Annotated in this window: 16 protein-coding genes and 1 riboswitch; of the genes, 11 read left to right on the forward strand and 5 right to left on the reverse strand. The window is 68.4% G+C overall.

Going from position 1 to position 15,384, the window contains the following annotated elements; genetic code table 11:
* The first annotated feature begins 134 nt into the window (after positions 1–134).
* A complete protein-coding gene (locus AC1DBD_RS00120; protein ID WP_441416566.1) occupies positions 135–578 on the forward strand; it encodes an SRPBCC family protein in 444 nt (147 codons plus the stop codon).
* Positions 579–644: 66 nt separating this feature from the next.
* The gene (dcd, locus tag AC1DBD_RS00125) at positions 645–1,220 is read left to right on the forward strand and encodes a dCTP deaminase (RefSeq protein ID WP_441416567.1); all 576 of its coding nucleotides are present in this window, start codon (positions 645–647) and stop codon (positions 1,218–1,220) included.
* A gap of 16 nt (positions 1,221–1,236) precedes the next feature.
* Here the strand turns inward: dcd and AC1DBD_RS00130 are convergent, their stop codons facing one another.
* Genes AC1DBD_RS00130 through AC1DBD_RS00140 form a run of 3 tightly spaced genes read right to left on the reverse strand, consistent with a single transcriptional unit; the run spans position 1,237 to position 4,361 of the window.
* A complete protein-coding gene (locus AC1DBD_RS00130) occupies positions 1,237–2,433 on the reverse strand; it encodes a cation:proton antiporter (RefSeq protein WP_476909208.1) in 1,197 nt (398 codons plus the stop codon).
* 5 nt (positions 2,434–2,438) lie between these two features.
* Entirely contained in the window at positions 2,439–2,921 is a 483-nt protein-coding gene (locus tag AC1DBD_RS00135; RefSeq protein WP_441416569.1) for a cation:proton antiporter regulatory subunit, read from the reverse strand.
* A gap of 39 nt (positions 2,922–2,960) precedes the next feature.
* The gene (locus AC1DBD_RS00140) at positions 2,961–4,361 is read right to left on the reverse strand and encodes an MFS transporter (RefSeq protein WP_441416570.1); all 1,401 of its coding nucleotides are present in this window, start codon (positions 4,359–4,361) and stop codon (positions 2,961–2,963) included.
* 231 nt (positions 4,362–4,592) lie between these two features.
* Here AC1DBD_RS00140 and AC1DBD_RS00145 point away from each other — a divergent pair, with 231 nt between their 5' ends.
* The 6 genes from AC1DBD_RS00145 to mnhG are packed head-to-tail and all read left to right on the forward strand — an operon-like array spanning position 4,593 to position 10,988.
* Complete coding sequence (locus AC1DBD_RS00145) at positions 4,593–7,610, forward strand: Na+/H+ antiporter subunit A (RefSeq protein WP_476981145.1); 3,018 nt, start codon at positions 4,593–4,595, stop codon at positions 7,608–7,610.
* On the forward strand, positions 7,607–8,173 hold the full coding sequence (locus AC1DBD_RS00150; RefSeq protein ID WP_476909211.1) for a Na(+)/H(+) antiporter subunit C: 567 nt from the start codon (positions 7,607–7,609) through the stop codon (positions 8,171–8,173). The genes AC1DBD_RS00145 and AC1DBD_RS00150 overlap by 4 nt, the downstream gene beginning before the upstream one ends.
* Positions 8,170–9,783 (forward strand): Na+/H+ antiporter subunit D, encoded by a 1,614-nt coding sequence (locus AC1DBD_RS00155; RefSeq protein ID WP_476891887.1) that lies wholly within the window; start codon positions 8,170–8,172, stop codon positions 9,781–9,783. The genes AC1DBD_RS00150 and AC1DBD_RS00155 overlap by 4 nt, the downstream gene beginning before the upstream one ends.
* Positions 9,780–10,325, forward strand: a complete 546-nt coding sequence (locus AC1DBD_RS00160; RefSeq protein ID WP_441416574.1) for a Na+/H+ antiporter subunit E — start codon at positions 9,780–9,782, stop codon at positions 10,323–10,325. Before AC1DBD_RS00155 ends, AC1DBD_RS00160 begins: the two co-directional genes overlap by 4 nt.
* On the forward strand, positions 10,322–10,600 hold the full coding sequence (locus tag AC1DBD_RS00165) for an MrpF/PhaF family protein (RefSeq protein ID WP_175322314.1): 279 nt from the start codon (positions 10,322–10,324) through the stop codon (positions 10,598–10,600). Before AC1DBD_RS00160 ends, AC1DBD_RS00165 begins: the two co-directional genes overlap by 4 nt.
* Positions 10,590–10,988: a monovalent cation/H(+) antiporter subunit G gene (gene mnhG, locus AC1DBD_RS00170; protein ID WP_441416575.1), complete on the forward strand. Its 399-nt coding sequence runs from the start codon at positions 10,590–10,592 to the stop codon at positions 10,986–10,988. The genes AC1DBD_RS00165 and mnhG overlap by 11 nt, the downstream gene beginning before the upstream one ends.
* 21 nt (positions 10,989–11,009) lie before the next feature.
* Here mnhG and AC1DBD_RS00175 read toward each other — a convergent pair whose 3' ends face one another.
* Positions 11,010–11,273, reverse strand: a complete 264-nt coding sequence (locus tag AC1DBD_RS00175) for a DUF4235 domain-containing protein (protein ID WP_441416576.1) — start codon at positions 11,271–11,273, stop codon at positions 11,010–11,012.
* A gap of 36 nt (positions 11,274–11,309) precedes the next feature.
* Entirely contained in the window at positions 11,310–11,855 is a 546-nt protein-coding gene (locus AC1DBD_RS00180; RefSeq protein WP_476981146.1) for a heme-degrading domain-containing protein, read from the reverse strand.
* Positions 11,856–12,001: 146 nt separating this feature from the next.
* Positions 12,002–12,145, forward strand: a riboswitch (TPP riboswitch).
* A gap of 69 nt (positions 12,146–12,214) precedes the next feature.
* Here AC1DBD_RS00180 and AC1DBD_RS00185 point away from each other — a divergent pair.
* Genes AC1DBD_RS00185 through AC1DBD_RS00195 form a run of 3 tightly spaced genes read left to right on the forward strand, consistent with a single transcriptional unit; the run spans position 12,215 to position 15,292 of the window.
* A complete protein-coding gene (locus AC1DBD_RS00185; RefSeq protein WP_441416578.1) occupies positions 12,215–12,847 on the forward strand; it encodes an ECF transporter S component in 633 nt (210 codons plus the stop codon).
* A gap of 13 nt (positions 12,848–12,860) precedes the next feature.
* Complete coding sequence (locus tag AC1DBD_RS00190) at positions 12,861–14,492, forward strand: ABC transporter ATP-binding protein (protein WP_476981147.1); 1,632 nt, start codon at positions 12,861–12,863, stop codon at positions 14,490–14,492.
* Positions 14,489–15,292, forward strand: a complete 804-nt coding sequence (locus tag AC1DBD_RS00195) for an energy-coupling factor transporter transmembrane component T family protein (RefSeq protein WP_476981148.1) — start codon at positions 14,489–14,491, stop codon at positions 15,290–15,292. Before AC1DBD_RS00190 ends, AC1DBD_RS00195 begins: the two co-directional genes overlap by 4 nt.
* The last annotated feature ends 92 nt before the right edge of the window (positions 15,293–15,384 follow it).

The raw sequence follows: 15,384 nt of genomic DNA on the forward strand, positions 1-15,384 counted from the left end.
CGTCGGTAACTCTTCGGTAAAGGCCTGCCGCGCAGGGGTGGTGTGCCGGGCCCTGCTGGGTACCCTGAAGGGGTTAGCTGCAGTCTCCGGGGAACGGGCTACGTCCATTAGCCGTCCGCCGAACGAGGATTTCCGTGGCCTTTGCCGAGTACGAAGTCGTGATCCAACGCGACGCGATGAGCGTTTACAACTTCCTGCTGGATCCCCGGAACCTGGCGTCCTGGCGGGACGGGATCAGCGGTGTTGAACTCATTTCCGGCGCAGCGGGATCGATGGGGGCGGTCTACCGCCCGGTCTTTGCCGGCACGGGGCGGCCGGCGGTTGCCGACTTCGAACTCACCGCGACCCGGCCCGGAGCCGAGATCCAGTTCCAGGTCATTGCCGGACCGGCGCGTCCGCACGGCGGCTACTACCTGAGCACAGAGGGCGGCAGCACCCGCGTCCGCTTCGCCCTCCGGTACCGGCCGCCCGGCGCCGGGGTACTGATGTATCCAAGGGTGCGCCGGGCCATGAAGGCGCAGGTCGCGCAGCTCGAGCGGCTCAAGGCCGTGCTGGAGCACCAGCGGGCCGCCGCATAGGGCCTCACGGGAGTAACACTTGCCCCACGCGGACCAGCCGGCAATTACTGGGGTATTTTTGATCCTGTGCTGATCTCTGACCGCGACATTCGTACCGAAATCGACTCCCAGCGGATTGTGCTGGAGCCGTTCGACCCTGACATGGTTCAACCGTCGTCGGTGGACGTGCGGATTGACCGCTTTTTCCGGCTTTTCGATAACCACAAGTACGCGCATATTGACCCTGCCGAGGACCAGCCCGAGCTGACCCGCCTGGTGGAGGTTGACGCGGGCGAGCCGTTCATCCTGCACCCGGGCGAGTTCGTGCTGGGCTCCACCTACGAGACCGTCACGCTGCCGGACGATATTGCGGCGCGGCTCGAGGGTAAGTCCTCGCTGGGCCGCCTTGGCCTGCTGACGCATTCGACGGCGGGGTTCATCGACCCCGGATTTTCCGGACACGTCACACTGGAGCTCTCCAACATGGCCACCCTGCCGATCAAGCTCTGGCCGGGCATGAAAATCGGGCAGCTCTGCTTCTTCCGGCTGTCCTCGGCCGCCGAACACCCGTATGGTTCCGGCGAGTATGGAAACCGCTATCAGGGCCAGCGCGGCCCGACGGCAAGCCGCAGCCACCTGAACTTCCACCGCACCGAGATCTAGGCGGGCCGGAAGGGTCCTAGCCTGCGGGCCGGACCGGGAGGGCAGTGCGCCTGGCCGGGCGGCGCAGCGTCCGCACGATCGGCTCCACGAAGCGGGCAGCCAGCGGACCCATCACGGCCATGATCAACACATAGGCGGTGGCCAGGGCAGCGAGCTCCCTGGGCACCACGCCGGAAGCCACCGCGAGCCCGGCGATCACAATGGAGAATTCTCCGCGGGCGATCAGGGCCGCCCCGGCACGGAAGCGGCCCGGCAGGGCGATGCCGGCCCGCTTGGCTGCCCAGATTCCGGTGATCATCTTGGTGGCCGCCGTCAGGACGGCCAGGACCAGGGCCCAGCCAAGCACGGGCGGGATGGACGTCGGGTCCGTGTTGAGGCCAAAGACCACGAAGAAGATCGCGGCGAAAAGGTCACGCAGGGGTTCAAGGATCCGTGTGGCGCTGTGCGCGGTGGCTCCGGAGATCGCGATCCCGAGCATGAAGGCGCCGACGGCGGCGGAGACCTGCATGGCGGCGGCCAGTCCCGCGACCAACAGCGCGGCCCCTAGCAGGTTGAGCAGGAACACCTCGGAGTTTTCGCTGTGGACGGCCTTGGACACGTGGTGGCCGTGCCGCAAGGCGACCACCAGCACCAGGGTGACGACGGCGAGTGAGATCCCCACCGTCTGCAGCCCCACCAGGAAACTGACTCCGGCGAGAGTGGCCGTCAGGATTGGCAGGTAGACGGCCATGGCCAGGTCCTCGAAGACCAGGATGGACAGGATAACGGGTGTCTCGCGGTTACCGATCCGGCCGAGGTCCGTGATGACTTTCGCGGCGATCCCGGACGAGGAAATGTAAGTGACACCGCCCATCACCATCGCCCCCACCAGCCCCCAGCCGAGGAGCAGTGCCAGGCCCGCCCCCGGCAGGAAGTTCAGCACCAGGTCCAGGACGCCGGCCTGCCAGGACCGCCGCAGGCCTGTCACCAGCTCGGCCGCCGTATATTCCAACCCGAGCATAAGCAGAAGGAGGATGACGCCGATCTCACTGGAGAGATGGGCGAACTCGTGCATCCCTTCCAGCTTGACCAGACCGCCGGCCCCGAAGAACAGGCCGCCGACGAGGTAAAGCGGAATGGGGGACATGCCGATCCGCCCGGCCAGTCTGGCCAGCAGGCCAAGACAGAACACGACGGCCCCCAGTTCGATGAGGGTCAGGGCGAGCGGATCCATGCCGCTTATCCGTTGCGCAGGATGCTGGCTGCCGTGTCCAGGCCTTCTTGCGTGCCGACGGCGACGAGGAGGTCGCCGGGGTGCAGGACGACGTCGGGGCCCGGCGAGGGGAGGACTTCGCCCTCGCGCATGATGGCCACGATCGAGGCGCCGCTGCGGGTCCGGATGCAGGCTTTGCCCATGGGCTGGTTCTGGAAGGGGGAATCCGCGGCGATGGAGAACTGCCGGGTGACGATCCCGGGGATCTCCCGGTGCGCTTCGGACAGCTGCATGGCAATGCGCTGTCCGCCCAGAAGGTTGCCTAGGGCGGCGGCCTCGTCGGCGGTCAGCGGGATGGAGGCCTGGCAGGTGTCCGGGTCGTCCCAGGTCGAGACGATCAGCTCGGTCTGGCCTTCGCGGTACTCGACGACGCCGATCCGGCGTCCCGAGGCGGTCATGAAGTCCTTGCGCCGGCCCAGGCCGGGAAGGTCTGTCTCATCCACGTTCATGCCTCCAGCCTAGTGTCCCGGCGGAGTTTTGGGGCGGGTTCAGGCCCCCGGCACGACGGCGATTTCCGTCCTGCCCGGCGGCTTGACGGGCAGCATCACCAGCAGCCCGGCCAGCAGGACGACCATGATGCCGAGGATGCCCCAGCGCTGCGCTTCGCCGGGCGCAACCAGGGGCGTCGCGACCGCGATGCACAGGGTGAAGAGTGCCGGCGCCAGGAAGCTGACGGCGCGGCCGGTGGTGGCGTAGAGGCCGAAGAGCTCGCCCGATTCACCGTGCGGCGCGAGCCGGGCCAGGTAGGCGCGGGACGAGGACTGGGCCGGACCCACGAAGAGGCACAGGAACAGGCCGAACACCCAGAACGTCGTGCTTCCGGCCCAGTCCATGCCGAAGAAGGAATAGTTCCCGTTCCCCAGCGCCAGGAGCACGCTGCCCGCGATCAGCAGGCCGATCAGCGAACCGATGATGACCGCCTTGGGCCCTACCCGGTCGTCCAGCAAACCGCCCAGCAGCGCGCCAACCGCGGCCACAACGTTGCCGAAGATGGCGAAGAAGATGACCTGCTTGAGTTCGAAGCCGAAGGTGCCGGCGGCGATGATCCCGCCAAAGGTGAACACCGCGGCCAGCCCGTCGCGGAAGATGGCGCTGGCCAGCAGGAAGTAAATGGTGTGCGGGCTTGTCCGGTAGATGGCGCGGATGCGGCGCACGAGCAGGCTGTAGGAGGCGAAGAACCCCAGACCGGACTGCCGGGCCTTGGGCACTTCCGGGACTGCGAGCATCACCGGAATCGCGAAGACCAGGAACCAGAGCGCGGAGAACACCGCCACAAGACGGATGTTCAGGCTCTCCTCGGTGGATGCCCCGAACCACTCGAAGCTGGGCTGGACGAAGAGCTGGAGCACGATCAGCAACGCGACAATGCCGCCGAGGTAGCCAGAGGCCCAGCCGAAGCCGCTGATCTTGCCGATGTTCGCGGGCGTGGAGATCTGGGCGAGCATGGCGTTGTAATTGACGCCGGCGAATTCGAAGAACACGTTGCCAAGCGCGATCAGGGTCACCCCGAGGAGCAGGAATTCGGGACGCGGGAAGACAAAGAAGCAGAGCCCCGTCAGCAGCGCGACGGCGGCCGTGTTGACCCCCAGCCACAGCTTGCGGCGGCCTCCGCTGTCCGAACGCTGGCCGGTGACCGGGGCCAGCAGGGCGATGGCCGCCCCGGCGATGGCCAGGGCGGAGCCGAGGACCGCCGAAGCTTCGTCTTCGCCGCCGAAGGCCTTGGAGGTGAGGTAGACGGTGAAGACGAAGGTGGTCATGACCGCATTGAAGGCCGCGGAGCCCCAGTCCCAGGCGGCCCAGGCCACGACCCGGCCCTTGCCGGTGGCATGGCTGCCGGACTCGAGTTCCGAGGCCGGACGCATGGCCTCGGGGGCAGTGGCGGAGTTCATAGCCTGAATGTTAGCCGTCCGCGGCGGACCGCCGGCGGAGAAACGGCTAGGCAACGCCGGGTCTTCGTTGCCGGGCCGGTGGAACCGCGGCTCCAATGGCTGGCGTCTCCGCGCACGTCACCGTAAAAACAATTTGTGCACGCTTGGTAAACTAGCCGCACCGAACCTAACCAATTGCCCCGCCTGCTCCAACTTTTTGACAATCGAATTCCTGACGTTGCGGAGATACCAGTGATCACAGTCCTTGCCGTGCACTTCGCGGTGGCTGCTGTGGCGCCGTTCCTCTTCCGCAGGCTGGGCAGGAACGCGTTCTTCGCGCTGGCCGCGGTGCCCGCAGGCTCGTTCGTCTGGCTGCTCCTCCAGCACGGCGCGGTGTATTCATACGCCGGGTCCACCGCGGTGACCCTCCCGTGGATTCCGGACCTCCGGCTGGAGCTGGCGTTCCGGATGGATGCCCTGGCCTGGGTCATGTCCCTGCTGGTCCTGGGTGTCGGTGCGCTGGTCCTGGTCTACTGTGCCCGGTACTTCAAGGACAAGGACAGCCATCTCGGCGGCTTCGGAGCCCAACTGCTGGCGTTTGCCGGGGCTATGTTCGGCCTGGTCACCGCCGACGACCTGCTCCTGATGTTTATTTTCTGGGAACTCACCACGGTCCTGTCCTACCTGCTGATCGGCTACGCCCGCACGAGGTTGTCGGCCCGTCGCTCGGCGCTGCAGGCGTTGGTGGTGACCACTGCAGGCGGCCTGGCCATGCTGGTGGGCCTGATCATGCTGGGCTCAACCGCGGGTACCTACCGGATCTCGACCATCCTGCAGATGGCGCCCGAGCTGGCGACGGGACCGGCCGCGGCCGCCGTGGCGGCCGCCGTCGTGCTGGTCCTGGTGGGCGCGATCACCAAGTCCGCGCTGGTCCCGTTCCACTTCTGGCTCCCCGGGGCGATGGCCGCGCCGACGCCGGTGAGCGCGTACCTGCACGCCGCCGCCATGGTGAAGGCGGGCATCTACCTCGTGGCGCGGCTTGCCCCCGGGTTCGCCGAGACGGCGTACTGGCTCCCGCTGGTGCTGGGCCTCGGCCTGGCCACCATGCTGGTGGGCGGCTACCGGGCCCTGCGCCAGACGGACATCAAGCTCATCCTCGCCTACGGCACGGTCAGCCAGCTCGGCTTCCTGACCATGGTGGTGGGGCTCGGCAAGCCCGATGCGGCGCTCGCCGGCCTCGCCCTGCTGCTGGCCCACGGCCTCTTCAAGGCCACGCTGTTCCTCGTGGTCGGCATCATCGACCACCAGGCGGGGACCCGCGACATCCGCAAGCTCTCCGGGGTTTACCGGTCCTCCCGCGCCCTGGCCGTGGTGGCTGCGATCGGTGCCGCGTCGATGGCCGGAGTGCCGCCGCTGGCAGGTTTCGTGGCGAAAGAATCCGTCTTCGAGGCCTTCGTGCATCACGCCGGGACCGGGCCGTGGGGTTTGGTTATCCTGGTCGGCCTGGTGCTGGGCTCCATCCTGACCTTCGCCTACAGCGCACGTTTCATGTGGGGCGCCTTCGCGGTCAAATCCGGCGTGCCGGCCACCCGTTTCAAGGCCGTCAAGCCGGCATTCCTTGCCGCCCCCGCCGTGCTGAGCCTGCTGACCCTCCTCTACGGCGTGTGGCCTGCGCCGGTGGACGCCTGGATCCAGCCGTACGCGGCGCTCTTCGCCGGCCACGCCGAAGCCGGTGGTGTGGATCCCGACGCCGCCGGGCACCTCGCGCTGTGGCACGGGTTCACCCCGGCGCTGGGCCTGACCGCGATCACGTTCGCCCTTGGACTGGCGATGTTCTACGGACGCAACGCCGTTTCCCGCGCGCAGGCGCTGGTGCCCGGCTGGATCGACGGCGACCGCAGCTACCAGCGCACCATCGGCGCCCTCGACGACGTCGCCGTCTGGGTCACCGGCCGCACCCAGCGAGGCTCGCTCTTCTTCTACCTGGCCGTCATCCTGACGGTGGCCTTCGTCCTGCCGCTCACGGCGATGCTGCTGGCCAACAAGCCGCTACCCGGCGGCCTGTACTTCATCGACCCCGGTTCGCCGCTGCAGCTCGTCGCGGGCGCCGGCATCGTGATCGGCGCACTCGCCGCGGTGCGGGCCAACAAGCGCTTCCTGGCCGTGCTGATGGTGTCGGTCACCGGCTACGGCATCGCCTTGATGTTCGCGCTCCAGGGCGCCCCGGACCTGGCCCTAACCCAGATGCTGGTGGAAACCATCATCCTGGTGGCCTTCGTCCTCGCCATGCGGAGCCTGCCGGCGGAGCTGCGGGACCGCACCGGCGGTAAGTACCGGGTGACCCGGGTGATCATCGGCGCGGCGTTCGGCCTCACCATGGTCTTCGTAGCGATCTATGCCCTGAGCTCCCGGGTCGCCACTCCGGTCTCGCTTGAGTTCCCGCGCCTGGCCTACGAGGGCGGCGGGGGACTGAACGTCGTCAACGTCACCCTCGTGGACATCCGGGCCTGGGACACCTTTGGCGAGATCTCCGTGCTGGCGCTCGCCGCCACCGGCGTCGCCAGCCTGATCTTCGTCCGCGGCCGCGGCGACCGCATCGGGCCCTCGTCGTCCGTGGCGGAAGGAACCGTCGGCCGCCGGACGCATCAGCCCGCCCACACCAGGGACAACGCGGCGCTGGCCTTGAGCCGGCGGTTTGCCGCGTCGACTCGCGACGCGTGGCTAGTGGCGGGACGGACCATGGCCCCGGAGCGGCGGTCGATCATTTTTGAAGTCGTCACCCGGCTGATCTTCCATTCGATGATCGTCTTCTCCATCTACCTGCTGCTCGCCGGACACAACCTTCCCGGCGGCGGTTTCGCCGGCGGGCTCACGGCCGGGCTCGCCCTCACCATCCGCTACCTCGCCGGGGGCCGCTTCGAGCTGCGCGAGGCCACCCCGGTCAGCGCCGGCGCCCTGCTGGGGATCGGGCTCGCGACGGCCGCGGCGTCCGGCGTCGCGCCGCTGCTGCTTGGCGGCCAGGTCTTCCAAAGTGCCGTGATCGAACTCTGGCTGCCCGTCTTCGGCGACATCAAGTTCGTCACCTCCACCATCTTCGACATCGGCGTCTACATCGTCGTTGTCGGCCTGGCGCTGGACGTGCTCCGCAGCCTCGGCGCGGAAATCGACGAACATTTCGAGGAACAGCCCGCGGAAGAACCCGCGGAGCCGTCCGACGACCGGGAAGCCGACGGCGTCCCGGCCGAAACCACCGCCAAGGGGAGCGCATGAGCGTCAATCTGACCCTGCTGACGGTCATGGGAGCCCTCTACGCCTGCGGCATCTATTTGATCCTGGAACGCAGCCTCACCCGGGTCCTGCTGGGCCTGATGCTGCTGGCCAACGCCACCAACCTGCTGATCCTGGCCACTGGCGGCTATGCGGGCCTCGCACCGCTGTTCAACAAAGACACGGCCGCCGGCGACTACAGCGACCCGCTCCCGCAGGCGCTGATCCTGACCTCGATCGTGATCTCCTTCGCCGTCACGGCCTTCATGCTGGGCATCATCTACCGCACCTGGGTGCTGGCCCGGCAGGACGAAATCCAGGACGACGCCGAGGACCGCCGGGTGGCCGAGACCCCCAGCTTCGACGCCGAGGACGACGCCGTCATCCCGGCGGAGACCTCCGAGTTCCCTCTCGTGGCGGCCGATCCGACGGACGCTGCGGGGGGACCCGACCCGACGGAGACCGTGCAGGCGGGCGCCCGCCGGATGCCGGCCATGGACGCCGCCGCCGAGGAACAACCCGGATCCCGCAACATCACGCCCGGCCCGGAAGGAGGGACCAAGTGAACATCGCAAGCTTTGCCCCGCTCGCCGTCGTCCTCCCCATCCTTGGGGCCGCCCTGACCTTCCTGCTGATCCGGCAACCACGGGCGCAACGGACCGTCAGCATTGCCCTCCTCTCGCTGACGCTACTGCTCGAATGCCTGCTGCTGGCCTCCGTCTGGCAGGGCGGCACGGCGGCGGTCAACATCGGCGGCTGGCTGCCGCCCTGGGGCATCGTGATGGTGGTGGACCAGTTCTCCTCGCTCATGCTGGTGGTGTCCTCGACCGTCAGCCTTGCCGTGCTGGTCTACGCCACCGGGCAGGGCATGGCCGACGGCGACCGCGACGCGCCCGTCTCGATCTTCCACCCCACCTACCTGATCCTGGTGGCGGGCGTGTCCAACGCGTTCCTCTCCGGTGATCTCTTCAACCTCTACGTGGGCTTCGAGATCCTGCTGACCGCCAGCTACGTGCTGATGACCCTGGGCGGGACGGGTCCGCGGATCCGCGCGGGTGTGACGTACGTGGTGGTCTCGGTGGTCTCCTCGGTGCTGTTCCTGATCGCGATCGCCATGATCTACGGCGCCACCGGAACCATCAACATGGCGGACCTTGCCATCAAGCTGATGGATCTGGACCAGGGCACCCGGAACCTGCTGCACGTGCTGCTGCTCGTGGCGTTCGGCATCAAGGCCGCCGTGTTCCCGCTGAGTTTCTGGCTCCCGGACTCGTATCCGACGGCCCCCGCCCCGGTCACCGCCGTGTTTGCCGGCCTGCTCACCAAGGTGGGGGTGTACGCCATGGTCCGGACCGAGACCCTGCTCTTCCCGGGGGACACGTTCAACACCCCGCTGATGGTCGCTGCCCTGCTGACCATGGTGGTGGGGATCCTGGGCGCCCTGGCGCAGAGCGACATCAAGCGACTGCTCTCCTTCACCCTGGTCAGCCACATCGGTTACATGGTGTTCGGCCTGGCGATGTCGTCCGTGGCGGGGCTGGGGGCCGCGGTGTTCTACGTGGCGCACCACATCACCATCCAGACCAGCCTGTTCCTCGTGACCGGCCTGATCGAGCGCCGCGCCGGGAGTTCCTCGGTGGACCGGATCGCCGGGCTGGCCAAGCTCTCGCCGCTGCTGGCGGTGCTGTTCTTCGTGCCGGCCATGAACCTGGCCGGGATCCCGCCGTTCTCCGGGTTCCTCGGCAAACTGGGCCTCCTGCAGGCCGGCGTCGCCCTCGGCACCCCGCTGGCCTACGCACTCGTGGCCGGCGGCGTGCTGACCAGCCTGCTGACCCTGCTGGCCATCGCCCGGGTCTGGAACCGCGCCTTCTGGCGCAAGCCCGAGGACGCCGAACACCCCGACCCCGTGCTGCTCGCCGCCCCCGCCGACGCGGCCACCGGCCACCGCGCGGGCCAGCAGAACGTGACCCTGCTGCCGCGGACCATGGTGGGCTCCACTCTGGGCCTGGTGCTGTTCGGGGTGGCGCTGACGGTGTTTGCCGGGCCGCTCTTCCGGGTGGCGGACCAGTCCGCCGGGGAGATGCTGAACCGGTCCGCCTATATCCAGGCCGTGCTTGGGGACGAGGCGCCGGTTCCGGTAATCGCCCAGCCGATGCGGCAGGAGGGCGGCAAATGACACGGAAGAGGGTCTCGCTGCGCCAGGAGCTGCCGCTGCTGGTCTGGCTCGTTATTGTCTGGGGCGCCCTGTGGCAGGACTTCAGCGCCGGAAACCTGCTCTTCGGCGCCCTGATCGCGGTGGTGGTGGCCCGGCTGTTCTACCTGCCGCCGGTGGAACTGGGGGGCCGCTTCAACGTGCTGCGCGCCGTGCCGTTCGCGCTGGTCTTCCTGGCCAAGGTCGTGGCGGCCAGCTTCCAGGTCCTGTACCTGGCCGTGGTCCGTGGTCCGCGGGTGATCAGCGCCGTCATAGCCGTCCCGCTCCGCAGCCATTCAGACCTGCTGGTGACCGCCACGGGACACGTCATCTCCCTGATCCCGGGGTCCGTGGTGGTGGAGGTGGACAGGTCCACGTCCACGCTCTACATCCACGGCATCAATGTCCGAGACGCCGAGGACGCGGCCAAGCTCCGCAAGGAGGTCCGCGACACCGAGGCCGGGCTGATCCGGATCATGGGCACCAGGGCCGAACTGTCCGCACTGAAGCAGGAGGCCGGGGCATGATGCCGCTGGTTTTGACCATTACCGCGGTCGTGCTGTCGCTCGCCGCGGCCGGCGCGATCATCCGCATCGCGCGGGGGCCCTCGCTGCTGGACCGGGTGCTGGCCGCCGACGTGCTGCTGGCCATCCTAGGCGCGGCGCTGTGCATCGACATGGCCGTGAACCGGCACCTGAACAACCTGATGCTGCTGGTGTCCATCTCGATCATCGGCTTTGTCGGTTCGGTGACGGTGGCCCGATTCGTGGCCGACCGGAGGAAGCAGCCCAATGAGTCCTGACACGATTTCCGCCGACGCCGTAATCGACACCGTCTCGGCTGTGTTCATGGTGGTCGGGGCGCTGATGTCCCTCGGCGCGGCCATCGGCCTGCTGCGGTTCCCCGACCTCATGAGCCGGATGCACGCCGCGACCAAGCCGCAGGTGCTGGGGCTTTTCCTGCTGCTCTGCGCCGTGGGGCTGCAGCTGCGCACCTGGTGGGTGTGGCCGGTGCTGGTGGTCGCGTGGATCTTCCAGCTGCTCACAGTGCCGGTCTCCGCCCACATGGTTGGCCGCGCCGGCTACCGCACCAAGCACCTGCACCCCGAGCTGCTGAGCGCCGACGAGCTGGAAGCCGTGGTGCAGCAGGCGGCCGGCAAGCGCGGATTCACGGACGACGACGACGAGTAACGCCGCCGGCGGCGATATGGCTTAGACCAGGTCCTGGGTCTTGGCGAAGCGGGTGATCGCCCGCTGCGTGCCGCGGTTGGCGAGGACCTGGATGATGGCGCTGACCGAGGCCGAAATGAGGGCGAAGGTCAGGGCCTGGCGCAGGGTGGTGGGGACGTCGTCGTCGTGGCCCTTGGGCGGTTTGTTGCCGGTGGTCTTTTCCCAGACGGTGTCGACTACCTTGGTGCCGACGAAGCCGGCGAGGAGGCTGACGCCGGTGCCAAGCAGTTTGATGAAGATGTTCATACTTCGTACTCCTTGCGGGAGGAAACAGGGCTTCCCCTAGCCTAGCGTCCCCGGGCGGCCGAGGATTTCGGTCAGTGCCTCGACCACCAGCTCGTGGTCGTCCTTCTGCGGCAGCCCCGACACCGTGACGGTGCCTACCACCCCGGTTCCGCGCAGGTAGATGGGGAACGAGCCGCCGTGGGCTGCAAACTCCCGCTGGTCGAACCAGGCGTTGTCCTCGATCCTCTGACCGGCAGCACGCGCCCGCAGGCCCACCAGCAGCGACGGGACTTCATACCGCACCGCGGTGCGCTGTTTGGCCTTGATCCAGCGCTCATTGTCCGGGGTGGCGCCCTCCAGTGCGGCGTGGAAGAGGACCTGATCGCCCTTGCTGATGTCGATGGCGATCGGGTAGGAGCGCTGGCGGCCGAGTTGGACCAGGAGGAGGCCCAGGTCCAGCGCGTCGTCCTTGCTGAAGGACCGGAACTGCAGTTCGTCGATTTCGGCCAGGATGCGGCCGATGAGCGCGGCCAGGGATCCCGGCGGCTGTGGTTCCGCGGAGTCCGGGTCGTACTCGGGGGAAGGCACTGGTGCGTCGCTCATGGGACTCAGCTTCCGTTAGGTGGCCGCCGCTGCGCAAGCCCAACTGACTCGCAGTTGTTGCCGCTATGAGCCCTCAAAAAGACAACGACTGCGAGTCACTTGGGAGTGCCGCCGGGTGTAAACTGAGCCAGCCCACAAGGGCGATTTAGATACGACAGGGGAGCGCCGCCGTCGGGCATCACTGGAGAAATCCAAGGTAACCGTAGGTGGGCGCTGAGAGTGCGGACAGCCGCAGACCCTCGAACCTGATCCGGTTAGTACCGGCGCAAGGGAGTCGAGTTCTCAGGGTGCCCGGCACCCGTGGCGAAGGCCGCGGTGCCGCCGGAGCACCCTCCCCTCCTGTTCCTCAGGAGGACGATATGACTGACATTTCTGCGAAGCAGACACTGACCACCGGCAAATACAGCTGGCGCGTGGTCGACATTGTGGTGGCCGCGTTGATCGCTGTTGCCGGCGGTGTGATTTTCTGGGCCTGGTCCCAGGGTTCCAACCTTGTTTCCGTCCCGCTCAACGCGGTCTACCCGCCGCTGACCGGGCTCTACGCCGGCGGCTGGATGATCCCGGCGGTGCTGGGCATGCTCGTTATCCGCAAGCCCGGGGCGGCGCTGTTCTGCGAAGCGGTGGCCGCCACCGGCGAGCTGATCATGGGCTCGCAGTACGGCACCACCGTGCTGATCTCCGGCATCCTGCAGGGCCTGGGCGCCGAACTCATCTTTGCCGCGTTCCTGTACAAGAAGTTCAACCTTCCGGTGTCCCTGCTGGCCGGTGCCGGCGCGGGCCTGTTCTGCGGCCTGAACGACTCCTTCCTGCCCTGGGGCTGGAACATCGCGTACGAAACCGGTGACAAGCTCGCCTACATCGTCTTCTGCGCCATCTCCGGAGCGGTGATTGCCGGGGGACTGTCCTGGCTCGCCACCCGCGGCCTGGCCAAGACCGGGGTGCTGGCCTCGTTCGGGTCCCGCAAGGCGGCATCGGAACCCGTCTTCTCCTGATGCCCGCACACGCATGAGGTCTGTCGACGACGTACGCCCGGCCGCGGTCAGCGCCCGCGGCTGGGGCTGGCGGCACGCCGGCCGGGCCCGGCCCGCCGTGAGCGGCCTGGACCTGGACATCCGTCCGGGCGAGCGCGTGCTGTTGCTGGGCCCGTCCGGCGCCGGCAAGTCCACGCTGTTGCACGCCCTGGCCGGTGTGCTGGGGGACAGCACTGCGGCAGCCGCGTCCGCTGCTGCTTCCGCTGATGCTTCCGCTGATGCCGAGGACTCCGATGAGACCGGCAGCCTGCTGATCGACGGAGCCCCGCCCAGGGCCCGGCGCGGGCGGGCCGGGCTGATGCAGCAGGACCCGGAGACCCAGGTGGTGCTGTCGCGGCTCGGCGACGACGTGGCCTTCGGGGCCGAAAACCTCTCGGTCCCCCCGGTGGACATTTGGCGGCGGGTGGGGGAGGCGCTCGACGACGTCGGGCTGGGCGGCCTGCCGCTGCAACACCCGACGTCGTCGCTCTCCGGCGGCCAGAAGCAGCGGCTGGCGCTCGCCGGGATCCTCGCGATGCGGCCCGGGCTGCTGCTCCTCGATGAGCCCACCGCCAACCTTGACCCGGCCGGTGTCCTGGAGGTCCGCGACGCCGTGGGACGGTGCCTGGACAAGACCGGGGCCACCCTGGTGGTGGTGGAGCACCGGGTTGCTGTCTGGAAAGACCTTGTGGACCGGATCGTCGTGCTGCAGCCCGGATCCGCCACGGACTCCGCCGTGCTGCTGGACGGGCCCCCGGACCTGGTCCTGGAGCAGGCGCGGGACATGCTCATCTCCGCCGGCGTCTGGGTGCCGGGCCATGTGCCCGCCACCCGGGCCCGCCGCGGCCGAACAGGACCGGAAGGGGACGCCGGGGCCGGCCAGCTGCTGCTGGCCGCAGAGGAACTGGCCGTGTCCCGCGAACGGCCCCGCCGCACCGGTTTGCTGCGGGGCTTCAGCACGGTAACACCCGTCCCGGTGCAGTCCGGCATCACGGCCCGGGTCCGGTCCGGCCAGGCGTTGACCGTCACCGGCCCCAACGGTTCCGGGAAGTCGACCTTCGCCCTGACCCTGGCAGGCCTGCTCTCCCCGGTCTCCGGCGCGGTGTCCGCCACCACCGAGCTGAGCGCCGGCGCAGGCATCGATCCGTACAAATGGAGGGCCCAGCAGTTGATCGCCAGGATCGGCACGGTGTTCCAGGAACCCGAGCACCAGTTCGTCACCGGCAGGGTGCTGGACGAACTGATGTTCGGTCCCCGCCAGCTGGGCCGCGGCGAAGAACGGGTCGAGGAGCTGCTGGAACGGCTCCGGCTCCGCGAGCTCGTGGACGCCAACCCCTACACGCTCTCCGGCGGCGAGAAACGGCGGCTCTCCGTGGCCACCGTGCTGGCTGCCCACCCGCAGGTGCTGGTGCTGGACGAACCCACCTTCGGCCAGGACGCCAACACCTGGGCGGAACTGGCCTCCTTCCTCTCCGAGCTTCTCGACGCCGGGACCGCGGTGGTCTCGGTGACCCACGACGCGGAGTTCAGCGAGGTCCTCGGCGGCACCGAGCTGAAGCTCGGCGCACCGCAGCCGGGCGCGCCGGGACTGCCCGGCAGGACGAATCCGGGGGTGGCGGCGCCATGAGGGACACCCTGACCCTGCGCGGAAACCACGCACTGCTGACCCGCGCCAACCCGCTGGCAAAGTTCTCCGGCGTCGTGCTCATCACGGTCGTGCTGGCGCTGTCCATCGACTGGGTGTCCGCGTCCGTGGCGCTCGGCTTCGAACTGCTGCTGTTCCCGCTGGCGGGCCTGACTCTGGCCCTGCTCTGGCAGCGCGGCTGGCCGCTGATCCTCGCGGCCGCCGTGGGCGGCTGGAGCACCGCGATCCTGGCCCCGGACCACGGCAGGATACTGCTCGACGTCGGCATGTGGTCCATCAGCGAGGGCTCGCTGCAGCTCGGGCTGGGCTTCCTGCTGCGCGGCCTCGCGATCGCGCTGCCGGCGGTGCTGCTGATGAGCTGCACGGACCCGACGGACCTGGCCGACGCCCTGGCGCAGCAGGCGAAGCTGCCGCACCGCTTCGTGCTGGGCACCCTGGCCGCGATGCGGCTGGTGGGGCTCATGGCCGAGGAATGGCAGACCATCGGCATGGCCCGGCGAGCCCGCGGTGTCGGCTCACACGGAAACCCGGCGCAGCGGCTCAAGGCCACGCTGGGGCAGAGCTTCGGGCTGATGGTCCAGGCCGTCCGCCGTGCCTCCCGGCTCGCGGTGACCATGGAAGCGCGGGGCTTTGGCGGCGCGCAGCGGACCTGGGCGCGGAAGGCGACGTTCAGCCGGCTGGACGCGTGGGTGGTTCTCGGGGGCCTGCTGATCTCAGGTGCCGCCGTGGCCGCAGCCGTCGCTGCCGGGACGTGGAACATGGTGTTCCTCGGCCAGCAGTAACCGCTACATATCGCACGAGATGGATATTCTGTGAGCTTTATTGCAGTTCTGGGGATTTGGCCCGTCAAAATAGCTCATCCGTGATATTTATT

The organism is Arthrobacter sp. 10T419 (assembly GCF_056394105.1).

Excerpts from the sequence above, each read along its gene's own strand:
- mnhG (WP_441416575.1), top strand. The coding sequence starts at position 10,590 with ATGAGTCCTGACACGATTTCCGCCGACGCCGTAATCGACACCGTCTCG.
- AC1DBD_RS00180 (WP_476981146.1), bottom strand. The coding sequence starts at position 11,855 with ATGAGCGACGCACCAGTGCCTTCCCCCGAGTACGACCCGGACTCCGCG.
- AC1DBD_RS00140 (WP_441416570.1), bottom strand. The coding sequence starts at position 4,361 with ATGAACTCCGCCACTGCCCCCGAGGCCATGCGTCCGGCCTCGGAACTC.
- AC1DBD_RS00175 (WP_441416576.1), bottom strand. The coding sequence starts at position 11,273 with ATGAACATCTTCATCAAACTGCTTGGCACCGGCGTCAGCCTCCTCGCC.
- AC1DBD_RS00160 (WP_441416574.1), top strand. The coding sequence starts at position 9,780 with ATGACACGGAAGAGGGTCTCGCTGCGCCAGGAGCTGCCGCTGCTGGTC.
- AC1DBD_RS00150 (WP_476909211.1), top strand. The coding sequence starts at position 7,607 with ATGAGCGTCAATCTGACCCTGCTGACGGTCATGGGAGCCCTCTACGCC.
- AC1DBD_RS00165 (WP_175322314.1), top strand. The coding sequence starts at position 10,322 with ATGATGCCGCTGGTTTTGACCATTACCGCGGTCGTGCTGTCGCTCGCC.
- AC1DBD_RS00130 (WP_476909208.1), bottom strand. The coding sequence starts at position 2,433 with ATGGATCCGCTCGCCCTGACCCTCATCGAACTGGGGGCCGTCGTGTTC.
- AC1DBD_RS00185 (WP_441416578.1), top strand. The coding sequence starts at position 12,215 with ATGACTGACATTTCTGCGAAGCAGACACTGACCACCGGCAAATACAGC.
- AC1DBD_RS00195 (WP_476981148.1), top strand. The coding sequence starts at position 14,489 with ATGAGGGACACCCTGACCCTGCGCGGAAACCACGCACTGCTGACCCGC.
- AC1DBD_RS00190 (WP_476981147.1), top strand. The coding sequence starts at position 12,861 with ATGAGGTCTGTCGACGACGTACGCCCGGCCGCGGTCAGCGCCCGCGGC.
- AC1DBD_RS00135 (WP_441416569.1), bottom strand. The coding sequence starts at position 2,921 with ATGAACGTGGATGAGACAGACCTTCCCGGCCTGGGCCGGCGCAAGGAC.